This window comes from Hydrogenophaga sp. (assembly GCF_030656115.1).
In the GTDB taxonomy this organism is placed as follows: Bacteria; Pseudomonadota; Gammaproteobacteria; order Burkholderiales; family Burkholderiaceae_C; genus Hydrogenophaga.
The window spans coordinates 57,252-72,905 of record NZ_JAUSOO010000080.1 but is presented as its reverse complement, the minus strand read 5'-3'; the positions used below and the strand labels follow the sequence as shown (position 1 = coordinate 72,905).

12 protein-coding genes and 1 tRNA gene are annotated in these 15,654 nt (G+C 62.4%); 11 read left to right on the top strand and 2 right to left on the bottom strand.

The window, feature by feature from the left end:
- Nucleotides 1-225 precede the first annotated feature (225 nt).
- Together Q7J58_RS11620 and Q7J58_RS11615 are read left to right on the top strand one after the other, a co-directional pair.
- Nucleotides 226-693 (top strand): hypothetical protein, encoded by a 468-nt coding sequence (locus Q7J58_RS11620; RefSeq protein WP_304827871.1) that lies wholly within the window; start codon nucleotides 226-228, stop codon nucleotides 691-693.
- A 12-nt stretch (nucleotides 694-705) separates the two neighbouring features.
- Nucleotides 706-1,293, top strand: coding sequence for an RES family NAD+ phosphorylase (locus Q7J58_RS11615; protein ID WP_304827868.1), 588 nt, complete (start codon nucleotides 706-708; stop codon nucleotides 1,291-1,293).
- An 11-nt stretch (nucleotides 1,294-1,304) separates the two neighbouring features.
- On the opposite strand, the gene Q7J58_RS11610 is transcribed toward Q7J58_RS11615, so the two are convergent.
- Nucleotides 1,305-2,192 carry a DMT family transporter gene (locus tag Q7J58_RS11610; protein WP_304827865.1) on the bottom strand — a complete coding sequence of 296 codons (888 nt, stop codon included), beginning with the start codon at nucleotides 2,190-2,192 and terminating at the stop codon, nucleotides 1,305-1,307.
- Nucleotides 2,193-2,246: 54 nt separating this feature from the next.
- A complete protein-coding gene (aroE, locus tag Q7J58_RS11605; RefSeq protein ID WP_304827862.1) occupies nucleotides 2,247-3,083 on the bottom strand; it encodes a shikimate dehydrogenase in 837 nt (278 codons plus the stop codon).
- 91 nt (nucleotides 3,084-3,174) lie between these two features.
- Here aroE and Q7J58_RS11600 point away from each other — a divergent pair, with 91 nt between their 5' ends.
- The 9 genes from Q7J58_RS11600 (at nucleotide 3,175) to clpX (ending at nucleotide 15,632) form a co-directional block, all read left to right on the top strand.
- Nucleotides 3,175-6,657 carry a DEAD/DEAH box helicase gene (locus Q7J58_RS11600; protein ID WP_304827860.1) on the top strand — a complete coding sequence of 1,161 codons (3,483 nt, stop codon included), beginning with the start codon at nucleotides 3,175-3,177 and terminating at the stop codon, nucleotides 6,655-6,657.
- Nucleotides 6,658-6,696: 39 nt separating this feature from the next.
- On the top strand, nucleotides 6,697-7,353 hold the full coding sequence (locus Q7J58_RS11595) for a DsbA family oxidoreductase (RefSeq protein WP_304827858.1): 657 nt from the start codon (nucleotides 6,697-6,699) through the stop codon (nucleotides 7,351-7,353).
- 151 nt (nucleotides 7,354-7,504) lie between these two features.
- Nucleotides 7,505-8,479, top strand: coding sequence for a TAXI family TRAP transporter solute-binding subunit (locus Q7J58_RS11590; protein ID WP_304827855.1), 975 nt, complete (start codon nucleotides 7,505-7,507; stop codon nucleotides 8,477-8,479).
- Between the two features lie 106 nt (nucleotides 8,480-8,585).
- Nucleotides 8,586-11,162: a TRAP transporter permease gene (locus tag Q7J58_RS11585; protein WP_304827852.1), complete on the top strand. Its 2,577-nt coding sequence runs from the start codon at nucleotides 8,586-8,588 to the stop codon at nucleotides 11,160-11,162.
- A complete protein-coding gene (locus Q7J58_RS11580) occupies nucleotides 11,159-11,803 on the top strand; it encodes an aspartate/glutamate racemase family protein (RefSeq protein ID WP_304827851.1) in 645 nt (214 codons plus the stop codon). Before Q7J58_RS11585 ends, Q7J58_RS11580 begins: the two co-directional genes overlap by 4 nt.
- A gap of 105 nt (nucleotides 11,804-11,908) precedes the next feature.
- Nucleotides 11,909-11,995 (top strand) — tRNA-Leu (locus Q7J58_RS11575).
- Between the two features lie 70 nt (nucleotides 11,996-12,065).
- Nucleotides 12,066-13,376 carry a trigger factor gene (gene tig / locus Q7J58_RS11570; protein ID WP_304827848.1) on the top strand — a complete coding sequence of 437 codons (1,311 nt, stop codon included), beginning with the start codon at nucleotides 12,066-12,068 and terminating at the stop codon, nucleotides 13,374-13,376.
- Nucleotides 13,377-13,601: 225 nt separating this feature from the next.
- Nucleotides 13,602-14,219 (top strand): ATP-dependent Clp endopeptidase proteolytic subunit ClpP, encoded by a 618-nt coding sequence (clpP, locus tag Q7J58_RS11565; protein WP_304827845.1) that lies wholly within the window; start codon nucleotides 13,602-13,604, stop codon nucleotides 14,217-14,219.
- A 147-nt stretch (nucleotides 14,220-14,366) separates the two neighbouring features.
- Nucleotides 14,367-15,632, top strand: a complete 1,266-nt coding sequence (gene clpX, locus Q7J58_RS11560) for an ATP-dependent Clp protease ATP-binding subunit ClpX (RefSeq protein WP_304827842.1) — start codon at nucleotides 14,367-14,369, stop codon at nucleotides 15,630-15,632.
- Nucleotides 15,633-15,654: the final 22 nt, after the last annotated feature.

Genomic DNA, 15,654 nt, shown 5'->3' with positions numbered 1-15,654 from the left:
ATTGCTACGCGATCGTGTCGCGTCACCTGCTCGGTGAGCACGCGTTTGTCGCGAAGGCTTCCTCGTTCACTCCAATCACATTGAACAGAAGTGATCGCGGTCAAAGCAAGCCGGGAAGACGAGCTCCAGCCACCCATTCCGGCCGCGTTCGGTCATCCAGTTTTTTCGGCAGCAGCAAGGCAGACAAGCGCAACGCGCCATAACAGTGGGCATCAGTGAACGCACATGAACACTTTGACTTTTCCCCTCTCTGTTGCTCTTGAAACCCCAACCCACCGTGCCGTTTCAGCCGACCCCTACGCCAGCGAAGCGCAGACCGACGCGCTGCTGCGTTTGGGCGCGGCCTACCGGCGTGAGCGCATGCAGGCGGCCGACATGATCACCACCGACGAGGCTGCCGAACTGGCGGGCACCTCGCGCGTGACCATCAACGCCTGGATCAAGGCTGGCCGCTGCATTGGTGTCTCGCATCTGCGGCGGGGCTTCAAGCTGCCACGCTGGCAGTTTGAGCCGTTTGTATTCCCGCACCTCCAGCCGCTGTCGCAAGCGCTGGGCACCGCCGATGGCTGGCCACTGCTGGCCTTCCTGGAAAGCCCACACCCTGCGCTGGACGGCCAGACGCCCCGTGTGGCCCTGGAGCAAGGTGTGGATGCGCAGCGCGTGCTGGGTCTTGCAACAGCAGAGGGACATTGATGCCCCCTGCCCATGAATCTCAAAGAACTCAATCATCCTATTGTTGAACTGCCCGCCGGGCAGACGTTTTTTCGGGTCCAACTGCTACGCGCACGGCCCGGTACGGTCAAAACGAATGGGCTTCTGCTGCCGCCGGCTGGCGTGTTGTCGGGGCGTTTCTGCTTGCCCGATCAGCTCACAGCCTATCTGGCTGACAGTGCAGACACCGCGCTGTTCGAGGCGCAGTTTCGTCGCGACACCAAGAGCAAAAGCCTTGTTGAACTGCGCAAACGCGCCTTGCTTCAGCTCACCACAACGCAGCCTTTGCGGCTGGTGGATCTGCGTCCACTGGCTGAGCCCTATCCGCTGCTGCTGAGTCTGCGTATTGAGCAGACCCAGGCCTTGGCACTTGACTGCTTTAATGCTGGACATCAAGGCCTGATTTACGCCTCGGCGCAGCACATGCAGCACGCTTGCATCTGCCTGTTTCCGGGTGGCACCACGGCCCTGAAGCGTCGGCAGCAGTGGCCACTGGTCAAGCCGGGCACGCGACAGTTGTTGCATGTGGTGGTGGATGCAGCTCGCCGATCAGGGGTGCCGTTGATGGAAGACGGTGCGTGACGCCGAAGTGTTCACTGCACGATCTCATCCGCCACCCCTCGGTGCGCTTCGGGCTTGGCGGTGGCGGCGCTGCCCACGGCTGCACCCATCACCAGCACGATGGCCAGCCACTGCAGCGCGGTCAGCTGTTCGTGCAGGATCAGCAGGCCGAGCAGGGCGGCCACGGCGGGCTCCAGGCTGATCATCACGCCGAAGGCGGCGGGTGTGAGGCGTTTCAGGGCCACCATTTCCAGCGAAATCGGTAGGGCGCTGGAGATGGCGGCGACCGCCAGGCCCAGCGCCAGCACGCCGGGCTGCAGCAGGTCGGCGCCCGCATGGGCCACGCCGAAGGGCACCACGGTGAGGGCGGCCACGCTCAGGCCCAGGGCCACCGAATGGCCTGCGTGGAGGTGGCCCACGCGTTTGCCGAACACGATGTAGGTGGCCCAGCAGACCGCAGCGGCCAGGGCGTAGCCCACGCCCAGGGGGTCGAGCGTGCTCACGCTGTGCCCCAGCGGCAGCAGCAGGCCCAGGCCGACGATGGCCAGGGCGATCCACGCAAAGTCGATTCTGCGGCGCGAGCCCCAGCAGGCCACGGCCAGCGGCCCGCTGAATTCGATGGCCACGGCCACGCCGAAAGGAATGGTCTTGAGCGACTGGTAGAACAGCAGGTTCATGAAGCCCAGCGCCACACCGTAGCGCAGCAGGCTCAGCGCGTCGGCCCGGCTGAGCGCCCAGCGCCAGGGCCGCCAGACGAGCAGCATGAGCAGGGCCGAGAAGCCCACGCGCAGCGCGGTGGTGCCCAGCGAACCCACCTGGGGGAACAACTGCTTGGCCAGCGACGTGCCCAGGCCCAGCGCGGTGACGGAGCCGAGCACGGCGAGCAAGGGCAGGGCTTGCGCCCAGCGTGTGGAAGTCATGGGCAACGGGGCGCTGCGCCTTTTCAGGCGGTGCCTGGCAAAAGTGTCAGGTGTTCAGACCAGCGGCACGGTCAGGCGGTCAATCACCGGGCGGGTGTCGGGCCGCACGCCGCGCCACCAGGCAAAGGCCTCGGCGGCTTGCTCCACCAGCATGCCCACGCCATCGGCGATGTGGGTGGCGCCAGCGGCCTGTGCCTGTTTCAAAAACGGTGTCAAGCCTTTGCCGTACACCAGTTCATAAGCCAGGGCGCCGGTGGCAAAAACCCCGGCAGGCAGGGGCAAGGCGGCTTGCGTGAGGCCGGTGGAGGTGGCGTTGAGCACCACGTCAAACGACTCGCCCGCCAGGTCCTCAAAGCCACCGGTTTGCAGGGCCACGTGGGCGGCAAAGTCGCGTTTGAGTTGATGGGCTTTGTCGGCGCTGCGGTTGGCCACGGCCAGCAGCGCGGGTTTTTGCAGGGCGATGGGCACAATGGCGCCGCGCGTGGCGCCACCGGCACCGCACAGCAGCACGCGCTTGCCCGCCAGCGACACGCCCAGGTTGCGCTGGATGTCGTTGACCAGGCCCAGGCCGTCAAAGTTGTCGGCGTAAATGCGGTCGCCCTCGAACTTGAGCGCGTTCACCGCCCCGGCGAGGCGGGCCGATTCCAGCGGGTCGGTGGCCAGTTCAAACGCTTGCAGCTTGAACGGCAAGGTCACATTCAGGCCGCGCCCGCCTTGGGCGCGAAAAGCTTGTACCACCGTAGAAAAACCGTCCAGCGGCGCTTCAATGGCGGTGTATTCCATGACCTGGCCGGTGGCCTGTGCAAACAGGCCGTGAATCAGCGGAGACTTGCTGTGTGCAATGGGGTGGCCGATCACCGCATAGCGGTCTGGGGCGTGGGGTTCACTCATGGGGTGGGTTCAAGTGTGGTTTGATACGGGTTTTTTTCAGGCAGATTCAACGTATTTTGGACGGTAGGAAGTCATGGCAAACAGCGGCGCAGTGCGAAGTTCCTGGTTCGATGCCAAGGCCTTGCAAGACCATGTGGATTATCAGACTTGGTTGCGGGGCCAGTCCTTGTTTCTGCATGGCAAGGTGTTGTCCTTTGACGTGCAGCCCGACGGCGTGTCCTGGGTCATTTCGGGTGAGGTGCAGGGCACCCTGGTCGATCCCTATGAGGTGCAGGCCGAGATCACGCTCGACCCGCAGAACCGCCTGGTGGACTGGTTTGGCACCTGCAGCTGCCCGGTGGGCGAAGGCTGCAAACACGCTGTGGCCTTGACGATCAAGGCCGGGTTCAACGGCTTGCGGGTCGGTGACAAGGTGATCCCTGCCACCTTGGCCGCCGAAGACGATGCACAACTGCGGGCCATCACCGACAGCCTGCTGCAGGCCACCAAAGAACGCCTGCAGCAACAGGCCCTGGCCAGCGCCGAGGCCATGGCCGAACGGCAGTTGCTGGGCTGGCTGCACAAGGTGGACGCCACCCGGACGCACGCCAGCAGCCCGCCGGTCGACGCCCGCAGTGGCAACCCCAGGGTTGACAGGTTTCTCTACCTGGTGTCCAGCACGAGCGCACCGGGTGGTTCCCGTTTGCAGATGACGCTGACCAGCGCCTACACCAAAGTGCAAGGCGGGTGGTCCAAGCCCAGCGTGGTGCGCTACGAACCCAGCCCGGGCTACGCCCTGTACGACCAGGCCAGCGCCACCGACCGCCAGATCTTGCACCTCATGCGCGCCTGCAAGGGTGTGCGCGGCGGCTACGCCTATGGCTACGGTTTCGCAGACACCGTGTGGCCTTCGGGCGAGGCCGGGTTGATCTTGCTGCGCCAGGCCGCCAGCACGGGCCGGCTGTTCACCCGAACCAGCAACGGCCTGGCCGATCGGGCGTTGCGCTGGGGTGAGCCTGAGCCCCTGCAATGGCGCTGGGTTGAAGTGGAGGCCCTGCGCGGAGCGCAGCCGGGCTGGCGCCTGCAAGGCGCGTTGGCACGGGAAGACTTGCTGCTGTGCGTCAACGAACCGCCGTTGTACCTGGACGCCGAGCGCGGATGGGTGGGTGCTGTGGTGGCCGAGGGCGTGGCGCCAGAGCGGCTGGCCGCGCTGCTGGAAGCCCCCGTGCTGAGCACTTCAGCCCTGCAAAAGCACGCCGAACAAATGGTGTTGCAACTGGGTGCCGTGCCGTTGCCACCGGTGGTGCCCCATGTGGAGTCTCTGGTGGGCGTGGTGCCCGTGCCGTGTTTGCACCTGAGCCCGGTGCCCGCCCAAGACGCGCAAGCCCATGGGCTGGTGCGTGGCCAGTTGCGGTTCAACTACGCGGGCCGCCAAGGGTATTGGCGCCACCCGCAAGCCACGGTGATGCTGCCAGCCTCTGGGGTTGACCCGCGCCAACTGCTGCACCGCGACCTGGCCACCGAGCAGCAAGCCCTGGAGCGCTTGCACGCGCTGGGTTTGCAGGTGGGCAACGACGGGCTGCTGGACCTGTTGCCCACCGCCTCCCAGCTCATCTGGCTGCGCTGGGCCGACAGCGGCTGGGCCCAGCTGCGCGATGCCGGTTTTGAGCTGGTGCTGGATGAGGGCTTAACCGACTGGGTGTTGCGAGCCGATGATCTGCAGGTGCGCATCGACGCGCAGGGTGGCGAGTCCGACGACGACAGCGTTTCGCCGTGGTTTGACCTCTCACTGGGCATCGAAATCAACGGAGAACGCCACAACGTGTTGCCCTGGTTGCCCGAGCTGCTGGCTGCGGTGGCGAGTGCGCCGCTGAATGCCGAAACCGGCCAGCCCGAACTGCCCGAGTTTTTGTATGTGCGCGCAGCCAACCAGCAAGGCTTTGTGCGCCTGCCCAGCGCACCCTTGCGCCCCTGGCTCGGCGCCTTGTTCGAACTCGTGGGCGACCGGACGGTGGACTTTGGGGCTGAAAAAATACAGCTCTCGCGCCTGGAAGCCCTGCGCGCCGGTGCCGCTCTGGGTGAAGGCGTGGCCTGGGCCGGGGCGCAAAGCTTGCGTGGTTTGGTGCAGCGCATGCGCGGTCAGCAAAGCCTGCCACCGGTGCCGCTGCCTGACAGCGTGCGCGCCAGCCTGCGCCCCTACCAGCAGCAAGGCCTGAACTGGCTGCAGTTTTTGCGTGAAAACGCGCTGGCCGGCATCTTGGCCGACGACATGGGTCTGGGCAAAACCCTGCAAACGCTGGCCCACATCCAGGTCGAAAAAGACGCCGGCCGGCTGGACAGGCCCGCGCTCATCATTGCGCCGGTCAGCCTGCTGGGCAACTGGCAGCGCGAAGCCGAACGCTTTTGCCCCGACCTGCGCTGCCTCGTCCTGCACGGGCAAGAACGCCACGCCAAAGTGGCTGATCTGCAAGACGCTGACGTGGTCATCGCGCCGTATTCGCTGCTGCAGCGTGACCGCGAACTGTGGTTGCAGACGCCCTGGCACCTGGTGGCGCTGGACGAAGCGCAGAACATCAAAAATGCCAGCACCCACGCGGCCCAAGTGGCCTGCGAGCTCGTCACCCGCCACCGGCTGTGCCTCTCGGGCACGCCCATGGAAAACCATCTGGGTGAAATCTGGAGCCTGTTTCACTTTCTCATGCCGGGGTTTCTGGGCGCTCAGCAGCGCTTCAAAGAGCAGTTTCGCAACCCCATTGAGCGCCAGGGCAACACCGAGCGTCTGGCGCAGCTGCGCGCCCGCATCACGCCCTTTATGCTGCGCCGCACCAAGGCGCTGGTGGCCCACGAACTGCCGCCCAAGGTGGAAACCGTGGCCCGCGTGGAACTGACCGGAAAACAGGCCGACCTGTACGAAACCATCCGCCTGAGCATGGAGAAAACCGTGCGCGAGGCGCTCGACACCAAAGGCCTGGCCAAGTCGCAAATCACCATCCTGGATGCACTGCTCAAGCTGCGCCAGGTGTGTTGCGACCCGCAACTGCTCAAGCTTGACGCGGCGAAAAAAGTCCAGCACTCCGCCAAGCTCGAACACCTCATGGAGGTGCTGCCCGAGATGCTGGCGGAGGGGCGGCGCGTGTTGCTGTTCTCGCAGTTCACCAGCATGCTCACCCTGATTGAAGCCGAGCTGAAAAAGCGCGATCTGAAATGGGTCAAGCTCACCGGCCAAAGCCAGAAACGCGACGAAATCATTGAGCGCTTCACCAGTGGCCAGGTGCCCCTGTTCCTCATCAGCCTCAAGGCCGGCGGCGTGGGCCTGAACCTGCCCCAGGCCGACACCGTGATCCACTACGACCCCTGGTGGAACCCCGCCGTGGAAAACCAGGCCACCGACCGCGCCCACCGCATTGGTCAGACGCAAAGCGTGTGGGTGATCAAGCTGGTGGCGCAGGGCACCATAGAAGAGCGCATCCTGGCCCTGCAAGAGCGCAAAGCCGCCTTGGCCAACGACGTGTACAGCGGTGCCACCGCCCGGCGCGAGCCGATGTTTGGCGAGAGCGATCTGGCTGAGCTGCTCAAGCCCTTGGGCGCCAACTGAAAAAACCAATTTTCGCCCCACCCTGAAGGAGCACCCGACATGACCACCTACCTGAAAATCGACTTCGTTTCCGACGTTTCTTGCCCCTGGTGTGCCGTGGGGCTGGGTGCGTTGGAGCAAGCCCTTGCCGCCGTGCAGGGCAGCATCAGCGCCGAGCTGCATTTCCAGCCCTTCGAACTGAACCCGCAGATGGGTCCAGAGGGCCAGGACATCACCGAGCACCTGACGCAAAAGTACGGCAGCACCGCCGCACAGCAGGTACAGATTCGGGACACCATTTGCCAGCGCGGCGCCGAGGTGGGTTTTGCCTTCAACCCCGAGGGCCGTGGCCGCATCTGGAACACCTTCGACGCCCACCGCCTACTGCACTGGGCCGCGCTGGATGGCGCGCCAGGCCAGCAACACGCGCTGAAAAAAGCCCTGCTGGCCGCCTGCCACACCCGCTCTGAAGCCATGGGCCACCACGCGGTGCTGCTGGCTTGTGTGGTCGAAGCGGGACTGGACCGCGACCGCGCCCAGGCTGTGCTGGACAGTGGGGCTTTTGCCCAGGATGTGCGTGAGCGCGAACAGTTTTACACCGCGAATGGCATCCATTCGGTACCCGCGGTGATCATCAACGACCGCCACCTCATTTCAGGCGGCCAGCCCGCAGCGGTGTTTGAGCAGGCGCTGCGGCAAATTGCAACCTCAGTGTGACGGCTGCACCCCCTGGTTTGGGATGCTCCTATTCAGGGTAAACACATGGGGCTACTGTTGAAACTGACGAGGAGCTTGCGATAACATGGCCAATCTTGGGGTGACGCCCATTTTTTCGCAATCACGCAGTCCGCTGCAGGAGTAGTTCCAGATGAAGAAAATCACCGCTTATTTGAGCGCTGTTGCCGCAGCAACCGCTTTGCTGGCACCCATGGGCCAAGCCCAGGCCCAGCAGAAATTCATGACGATTGGCACCGGTGGCGTGACCGGTGTTTACTACGCTGCGGGCGGAGCCATTTGCCGTCTGGTGAACAAAGACCGCGCCAAGCACGGTTTCCGCTGCTCTGTGGAGTCCACCGGCGGCTCCGTGGTGAACATCAACACCATCAAGGCCGGCGAGCTGGATTTCGGCGTGTCCCAGTCGGACGTGCAATACAACGCCTTCAACGGCGCCAAACAGTTCGAAAAAGACGGCAAGCACACCGACCTGCGCGCGGTGTTCTCCATCCACCCCGAGCCCTTCACCGTGTTGTCCCGCAAAGAGGCCAACATCACCAAGTTTGACGACCTGAAGGGCAAGCGTTTCAACGTTGGCAATCCGGGCTCGGGCACGCGCGCTGCCATGGACGAGTACCTGGCCAGCAGCGGTGGCAAACTCAGCGACTTTGGCTTGGCCGCCGAGCTCAAGGCCGACGAACACGGTGCCGCCCTGTGCGACAACAAGATCGACGGCTTCTTCTACGGTGTGGGTCACCCCAGCGCCAACATCCAGGATCCGATCACCACCTGCGGTGCCAAACTGGTACCGCTGACCGGCCCTGCCGTGGACAAACTGGTGGCGGCCAACAGCTACTACGCCAAGGTCAACATTCCCGGCGGCCTCTACGCCGGCCACCCCAACCCCACCCCCACCTACGGCGTACTGGCTTCGTTTGTGACGTCGGCCAAGGTGTCTGATGCGGCGGTGTACGAGCTGGTCAAGGCCGTCTTTGAGAACTTCGACGAGTTCAAGAAGCTGCACCCTGCGTTTGTCGGCCTCGATCCCAAGAACATGATCAAGGACGGTCTGTCGGCTCCGCTGCACCCTGGTGCCGTGAAGTATTACAAGGAAAAAGGCTGGATGTAAGGTCCCGCTGACCGCCCAGGTCCCAACGGGCTGATGCCGCAAAAAAGCTCTGACCCGTCAGGGCTTTTTTGTTGGCACCTCACAAAAACACAACGCACAGGTCTGCATGAAAACCCATACCGCACCCGAGGTTGACGTCAACCAACTGGTTGCCGACAACGACACCGGTGGCCGCGCACCCGGCCCCTGGATGAGCCGCATGCTGCTCGCCGTGGCCCTGGCATGGTCCGTGTTCCAGCTCTGGATCGCTTCACCGCTGCCGTTCAGCCTCGGCATTCTGGTGTTCAACGACACCGAAACCCGCGCCATCCACCTGGGCTTTGCGGTATTTTTGTCCTATATGGCATACCCGGCGTTCAGGCGCTCGCCGCGCGCCTATGTGCCCATCACCGACTGGATCTTTGCGCTGGTGGGCACCTTCTGCGCCACCTACCTTTTCTTTTTCTACAGCGAGTTGGCCACCCGCCCGGGCCAGCCCACGCCCATGGACGTGTACACCGGTGCGGTGGGTATCGTTCTGTTGCTGGAAGCCACCCGGCGCGTGTTGGGTCTGCCGATGGTGATCGTGGCGCTGGTGTTTCTGGGGTACACCTTTGGCGGCGCCTACATGCCCGACATGATCGCCCACCGCGGTTTCTCGCTCAACCGCGCCATGAGCCACCAGTGGCTGACCACCGAAGGCGTGTTCGGCGTGGCGCTGGGCGTGTCCAGCGGCTTCATCTTTCTGTTTGTGCTGTTTGGCTCGCTGCTGGACAAAGCCGGCGCCGGCAACTACTTCATCAAGTCGGCCTTTGCCTTGCTGGGCCACATGCGCGGCGGCCCGGCCAAGGCGGCGGTGCTGTCGTCGGCGGCCACCGGCATCATTTCCGGTTCGTCCATCGCCAACGTGGTGACCACCGGTACCTTCACCATTCCCCTCATGAAGCGCGTGGGCTACCGGCCCGACCAGGCCGGTGCGGTGGAGGTGTCGAGTTCGGTGAATGGCCAGATCATGCCGCCCGTGATGGGCGCTGCCGCTTTCCTGATGGTGGAATACGTGGGCATTCCCTACATTGAGGTGATGAAGCACGCCTTTTTGCCAGCCATCATTTCCTACATTGCGCTGCTCTACATCGTGCACCTGGAGGCGCTCAAGGCCAACATGGTCGGCCTGCCGCGCCGAGGCAACGCCACGGCGGGCTCACGCCTGATGTCGTTTGCCATGACGGTGGCCGGTTTCATTGTGCTGTCGGGCGCGGTGTACTGGGGTATTGGCTGGATCAAGACTGTCATGGGCGACGCCGCCGTCTGGGTGGTCGGTGCCGGCTTGCTGGCCGCGTATGTGGGTCTGTTGTGGTTCGGTGCCCGTCAGCCTGCGCTGGAGCTGGACGATCCGAATGCACCGGTGTTTGAACTGCCCGAAACCGGGCCCACCGTGAAGTCGGGCTTGCATTACCTGCTGGCCGTGGTGGTGCTCATCTGGTGCCTGATGGTCGAACAGATGTCGCCCGGCCTGTCGGCTTTTTGGGCCACGCTGTTCATGATTTTCGTCATGGTCACGCAAAAGCCCATCATTGCGGCCTTTCGCGGGCAGGGCGGTCTGGGTGTCGCCACCCGCCAAGGTTTTGTCGATCTGATTGATGGCCTGGCCACCGGTGCGCGCAACATGATCGGCATTGGTGTGGCCACGGCGGCGGCCGGCATCATCGTGGGCACGGTGTCGCTCACCGGCGTGGGTTTGGTCATGACCGAGCTGGTGGAGTTGCTTTCGGGCGGTAACCTCATGCTCATGCTGGTGCTCGTGGCCCTCATCAGCCTGATTCTGGGCATGGGCCTGCCCACCACGGCTAACTACATCGTGGTCTCCACCCTGATGGCGCCGGTGGTGGTGGAGCTGGGGGCGCAAAGCGGCCTCATCGTGCCCCTGATTGCGGTACACCTGTTCGTGTTCTATTTTGGTCTCATGGCCGACGTGACACCACCGGTGGGCCTGGCCTCGTTTGCCGCAGCCGCCATTGCGCGTGCCGACCCCATCAAGACCGGCATCACCGCCTTCTACTACAGCATGCGCACGGCCATCCTGCCGTTTCTCTTCATCTTCAACACCCAGTTGTTGTTGATGGGGTTGACCGGTCCGCTGCATCTCGTGCTCACCGTGGTCAGTGCCACCGTGGCCATGCTGGTGTTTGCTGCCGCCACACAAGGTTTCTTTCTGGTGAAGTCTCGTTGGTACGAAACCCTGGCCTTGTTGCTCATCACCTTCACCTTGTTTCGCCCCGGTTTCTGGTGGGACATGCTTTACCCGCCATTTGACGAAGTGCCAGCCGCCCAGATGACCGCGCTCATCGAGCAGGCCCCCGCCCGCTCCGGCAAGCGCATCTGGATCGAAGGCATGAACATGGACGGCAAAGACATCCGCAAGGGGGTGCTGCTGCCCTTGGGCGAGCCGGGTACCGCCCGCGAGCGCCTGGCCAGTTCGGGTCTGACCGTGATGGCCCAGGGCGACGACCTGCTGATTGCGGCGGTGAAGTTCGGTAGCCCCGCAGCCAAGCTGGGTATCGAGCAGGGCTACCGCATTGTGTCGGCCGAAGTGCCTTCAGACCGACCGGCCAAAGAGTGGCTGTTTATCCCGGCGTTGGCCTTGCTGCTGCTGGTGATCGGACTGCAGCGCGCCCGCCGAACCCGTGAAGGCGTCACGGTATGACACGCATCGCGCTCATTCATGCCTTGGCGCATTCGGTGGCGCCCATCAACGACGAACTGGAGCGCGAATGGCCGCAGGCGCAGCGCATGAATCTGCTGGACGACAGCCTGTCCGCCGACCTTGCGCGCTCAGGGCAAGGTCTGGACGCCGCCATGCACCAGCGCTTCGAAGCGCTGGCAGCCTACGCCGAGGGCACGGGCGCACAGGCCATTCTGTTCACCTGCTCGGCCTTCGGGTCTTGTATTGAAGCGGTGGCCGCGCGCCGGCCCCACATGCCGGTGCTCAAGCCCAACGAGGCCATGGTGGCCGAAGTGGTGGGGCAGGGCGCTCGTGTGGGTCTGATCGCATCTTTCGCGCCCACACTGGCTTCCATGCCATCCGAGTTTCCCACTGGCACAGACTTGCGCACCACGTTGGCCGAAGGCGCCATGCACGCTCTGAACGAAGGCAACACGGCGCGCCACGATGCGCTGGTGGTGCAGGTTGCCCAAGTGCTCGCCAGCCAGGGTTGCCAGGTCATCGCACTGGCCCAGTTCAGCATGGCTCGGGCGCAAGTGGCCGTGCAGCAGGCGGTGGGTTTGCCGGTATTCACCACGCCAGGCAGTGCTGTTCGAGCTCTGCGCCAACGGCTGTTGGTCTAAGCCAAGTTTGAGCATTTGCAGAGGCTACAATCTAGGGTTACCGTAAAGCGGGTAACTCGCACACTGCGGCCATGAGGGCCATGCAAGTAACACCGCTCACAGGACGCGCGGGTGGCGAAATTGGTAGACGCACCAGGTTTAGGTCCTGACGTCCGCAAGGATGTGGGGGTTCGAGTCCCCCCCCGCGCACCACCTCACAGACGAACAGACATCCCGGGTTGGCCAGGCAGGCTGGTTGACCGACACCCTTTTGGAGAAAACCATGACCGTGAACGTTGAAACCCTTGAGAAGCTCGAGCGCAAGATCACGCTGACGCTGCCGGCCGAAGTGATCCAGAGCGAAGTAGCCAAGCGCCTCAAGCGTCTGGCACGCGACGTCAAGATGGACGGTTTCCGTCCCGGCAAAGTGCCCATGAACGTCGTGGCACAGCGCTACGGCTATTCGGTGCACTACGAAGTCATGAACGACAAAGTGGGGGAAGCCTTCGCCACCGCGGCCAACGAAGCCCAGTTGCGTGTGGCTGGTCAGCCCAAGATCACCGAAAAAGAAGAAGCGCCCGAAGGCCAGCTGGCTTTTGACGCGGTTTTCGAGGTGTACCCAGAAGTCAAAATCGACGATCTGAGCACCGCTGAAGTGGAAAAAGTCAGTGCCGACGTCAACGACGCAGCCATCGACCGCACCCTGGATATCCTGCGCAAGCAGCGCCGCACCTTTGCCCAGCGTGCACAAGACCAGGCCGCCCAAGACGGCGACCGCGTCACCATCGATTTCGCCGGCAAGATCGACGGCGAGCCGTTTGAAGGCGGCAAGGCCGAAGCATTCCAGTTCATCGTGGGCGATGGTCAGATGCTCAAGGAATTCGAAGACGCTGTGCGCGGCATGAAGTCGGGCGAGTCCAAAACCTTCCCCCTGGCTTTTCCCGAGGACTATCACGGCAAAGACGTCGCTGGCAAAACTGCCGATTTCTTGGTGACAGTCAACACGATTGAGGCCGCTCATCTCCCCGAGGTGGACGACGCCTTGGCAGCTTCGCTGGGTATTGCCGACGGTACGGTGGATGGCCTGCGCGCCGACATCAAGAAAAACCTGGAGCGCGAAGTGAAGTTCCGCCTGCAGGCGCGCAACAAACAAGCAGCCATGGACGCTCTGGCCGCCAAGGCCGAGCTGGACCTGCCCAAGTCCGTCGTGCAGGCCGAGCTGGACCGTCTGGTCGAAGGCGCACGCGCCGACCTCAAGCAGCGTGGTGTGAAGGACGCCGACAAGGCACCGATTCCTGATGACCTGGTCCGTCCCCAAGCCGAGCGCCGTGTGCGCCTGGGCCTGGTGGTGAGCGAACTAGTGCGTGCCAACGGCCTGCATGCCAAGCCCGAGCAGATCAAAGCCCACATCGAAGAGCTGGCGGCTTCTTACGAAAAGCCCGCCGACGTCGTGCGCTGGTACACCAGCGACAACCGCCGCATGGCCGAGGTCGAGTCCATCGTGATCGAAAACAATGTGACCGAATTCGTTCTGTCCCAAGCCAAGGTCATCGACAAGTCGGTCAGCTTTGAAGAGCTGATGGGCCAGGCCTGATCGGGTGGCTTTGCTGCCAGCGCGTGAGCGATGCGCAGCAAGGCGATGTGGTTCCTGTGCCGGGAATGCCTAGGGCGGAGTTTTCCGCCCTTTTTTTCGACCCCCGCTTGCCTTTTGCAATCTGCATGCCATATGCAACGTCTGGTCAAGACCGTGACCGGGTAACGACCTTCGCAGGTTGGTTACAGTAGTGGCATCGCGACCAATCAATACACGGAGAAACGCATGAGCACAATGGATATTCAAGGCTTGGGCATGGTGCCCATGGTGATCGAGCAGTCGGGCCGCGGTGAGCGTGCCTACGACATCTACTCACGCTTGCTCAAGGAACGCGTGATTTTCCTGGTGGGCCCAGTGAATGACCAGTCCGCCAATTTGGTGGTAGCACAGCTGTTGTTTTTGGAAAGCGAAAATCCGGACAAGGATATTTCGTTCTACATCAACTCACCCGGTGGCTCGGTGAGCGCCGGCATGGCGATTTTTGACACCATGAATTTCATCAAGTCCGATGTGTCGACGCTGTGTATCGGCATGGCTGCGAGCATGGGCGCGTTCTTGCTGGCGGCAGGAGCCAAGGGCAAGCGCTTTGCTCTGCCCAACTCCAAGATCATGATTCACCAGCCGCTGGGCGGAACCCAGGGCCAGGCTACCGAAATCGAGATACACGCCCGTGAAATTTTAAAGACGCGCGACCAGCTGAACAAAATCCTGGCCGAACGCACCGGTCAGCCGCTGGAAAAAATTGAGCGAGACACCGAGCGCGACTATTACCTGTCAGCTGCCGAATCTGCTGAATACGGTCTGATCGACAAGGTGATCGACAAGCGCCCTGGCGCCGTCTGATTTTTATTGGCGTTGTCGCCAACTTGGCACGCGCCGCACGGAAGGGGATGTGCTCAATCCAGCACTCTTCCTTCTTTATCCCCTTGGCAGCCTTGAATTATCATCGTTGTTGACTGTACTTACCGTTTCAAACGACCTTAAAGACATATGGCCGACAAAAAAGCCACCTCCAGCGAAAAAGCGCTCTACTGCTCGTTTTGTGGCAAGAGCCAGCACGAGGTCAAGAAGCTGATCGCTGGCCCTTCGGTCTTCATCTGCGATGAGTGCATTGATCTTTGCAACGACATCATCCGTGACGAGTTGCCCGGGCTGGAATCGGTAAAGGCTGCAGGAGATGAAGTACCCACGCCCGCCGAGCTCAAGTCCAATTTGGACAATTACGTGATCGGTCAAAACTCGGCCAAACGCGCTTTGGCGGTTGCGGTGTACAACCATTACAAGCGCCTTCGCCACAAGCTCACGGCTCGCAAGGACGATGTGGAGCTGGCCAAGAGCAACATTCTGTTGATCGGTCCAACAGGTTCAGGCAAAACGCTGCTGGCCCAAACCATGGCGCGCATGCTCAATGTGCCCTTCGTCATGGCCGACGCGACCACCCTGACCGAAGCCGGTTATGTGGGTGAAGATGTGGAGAATATTGTTGCCAAGCTCTTGCAGAGCTGCAACTACGACGTGGAACGCGCGCAGCAGGGCATTGTCTACATCGACGAAATCGACAAAATTACCCGCAAGTCCGACAATCCTTCCATCACCCGTGACGTCTCAGGTGAGGGTGTTCAGCAGGCTTTGCTAAAGCTCATCGAGGGCACCATGGCCTCGGTGCCTCCGCAAGGTGGTCGCAAACATCCCAACCAGGACTTCTTGCAGGTCGATACCACCAACATCCTGTTCATCTGCGGCGGTGCATTTGCCGGACTTGAAAAGATCATTGAAAACCGAACCGAAGCTTCGGGCATGGGCTTTGGTGCGCTAGTCAAGAGCAAGCAGCAGCGCAGCCTGACCGAATCCTTCAAAGAGATCGAACCAGAAGACCTGATCAAGTTCGGCCTGATTCCCGAGCTGGTTGGCCGCGTGCCCGTTATTGCCGCACTCACAGAACTCAGTGAAGATGCTTTGGTCGAAATATTGACCGAGCCCAAGAATGCTGTGGTGAAGCAGTTTGCCCGTTTATTGTCCATGGAGGGCGCCGATCTGGAGGTGCGTCCTGCAGCCCTCAAGGCGATTGCCCGCAAGGCGTTGGCCCGCAAGACGGGCGCTCGGGGGTTGCGCTCCATCCTGGAAAGTGCGTTGATCGACACCATGTTTGAGTTGCCTGGCATGAGCAATGTTGAGAAAGTGGTGGTCGATGAGGCCACCATTGACGAGAACAAGCCACCGTTGTTGGTGTACCGCGAAGCAGCTAAGCAAGCCTGAATGCCATTCCCAGTAGAAGATG

Coding starts and splice junctions, on each gene's coding strand:
- Q7J58_RS11585 (WP_304827852.1), top strand. CDS start 8,586: ATGAAAACCCATACCGCACCCGAGGTTGACGTCAACCAACTGGTTGCC.
- Q7J58_RS11590 (WP_304827855.1), top strand. CDS start 7,505: ATGAAGAAAATCACCGCTTATTTGAGCGCTGTTGCCGCAGCAACCGCT.
- Q7J58_RS11580 (WP_304827851.1), top strand. CDS start 11,159: ATGACACGCATCGCGCTCATTCATGCCTTGGCGCATTCGGTGGCGCCC.
- clpP (WP_304827845.1), top strand. CDS start 13,602: ATGAGCACAATGGATATTCAAGGCTTGGGCATGGTGCCCATGGTGATC.
- Q7J58_RS11615 (WP_304827868.1), top strand. CDS start 706: ATGAATCTCAAAGAACTCAATCATCCTATTGTTGAACTGCCCGCCGGG.
- Q7J58_RS11620 (WP_304827871.1), top strand. CDS start 226: ATGAACACTTTGACTTTTCCCCTCTCTGTTGCTCTTGAAACCCCAACC.
- aroE (WP_304827862.1), bottom strand. CDS start 3,083: ATGAGTGAACCCCACGCCCCAGACCGCTATGCGGTGATCGGCCACCCC.
- Q7J58_RS11610 (WP_304827865.1), bottom strand. CDS start 2,192: ATGACTTCCACACGCTGGGCGCAAGCCCTGCCCTTGCTCGCCGTGCTC.
- Q7J58_RS11595 (WP_304827858.1), top strand. CDS start 6,697: ATGACCACCTACCTGAAAATCGACTTCGTTTCCGACGTTTCTTGCCCC.
- tig (WP_304827848.1), top strand. CDS start 12,066: ATGACCGTGAACGTTGAAACCCTTGAGAAGCTCGAGCGCAAGATCACG.
- clpX (WP_304827842.1), top strand. CDS start 14,367: ATGGCCGACAAAAAAGCCACCTCCAGCGAAAAAGCGCTCTACTGCTCG.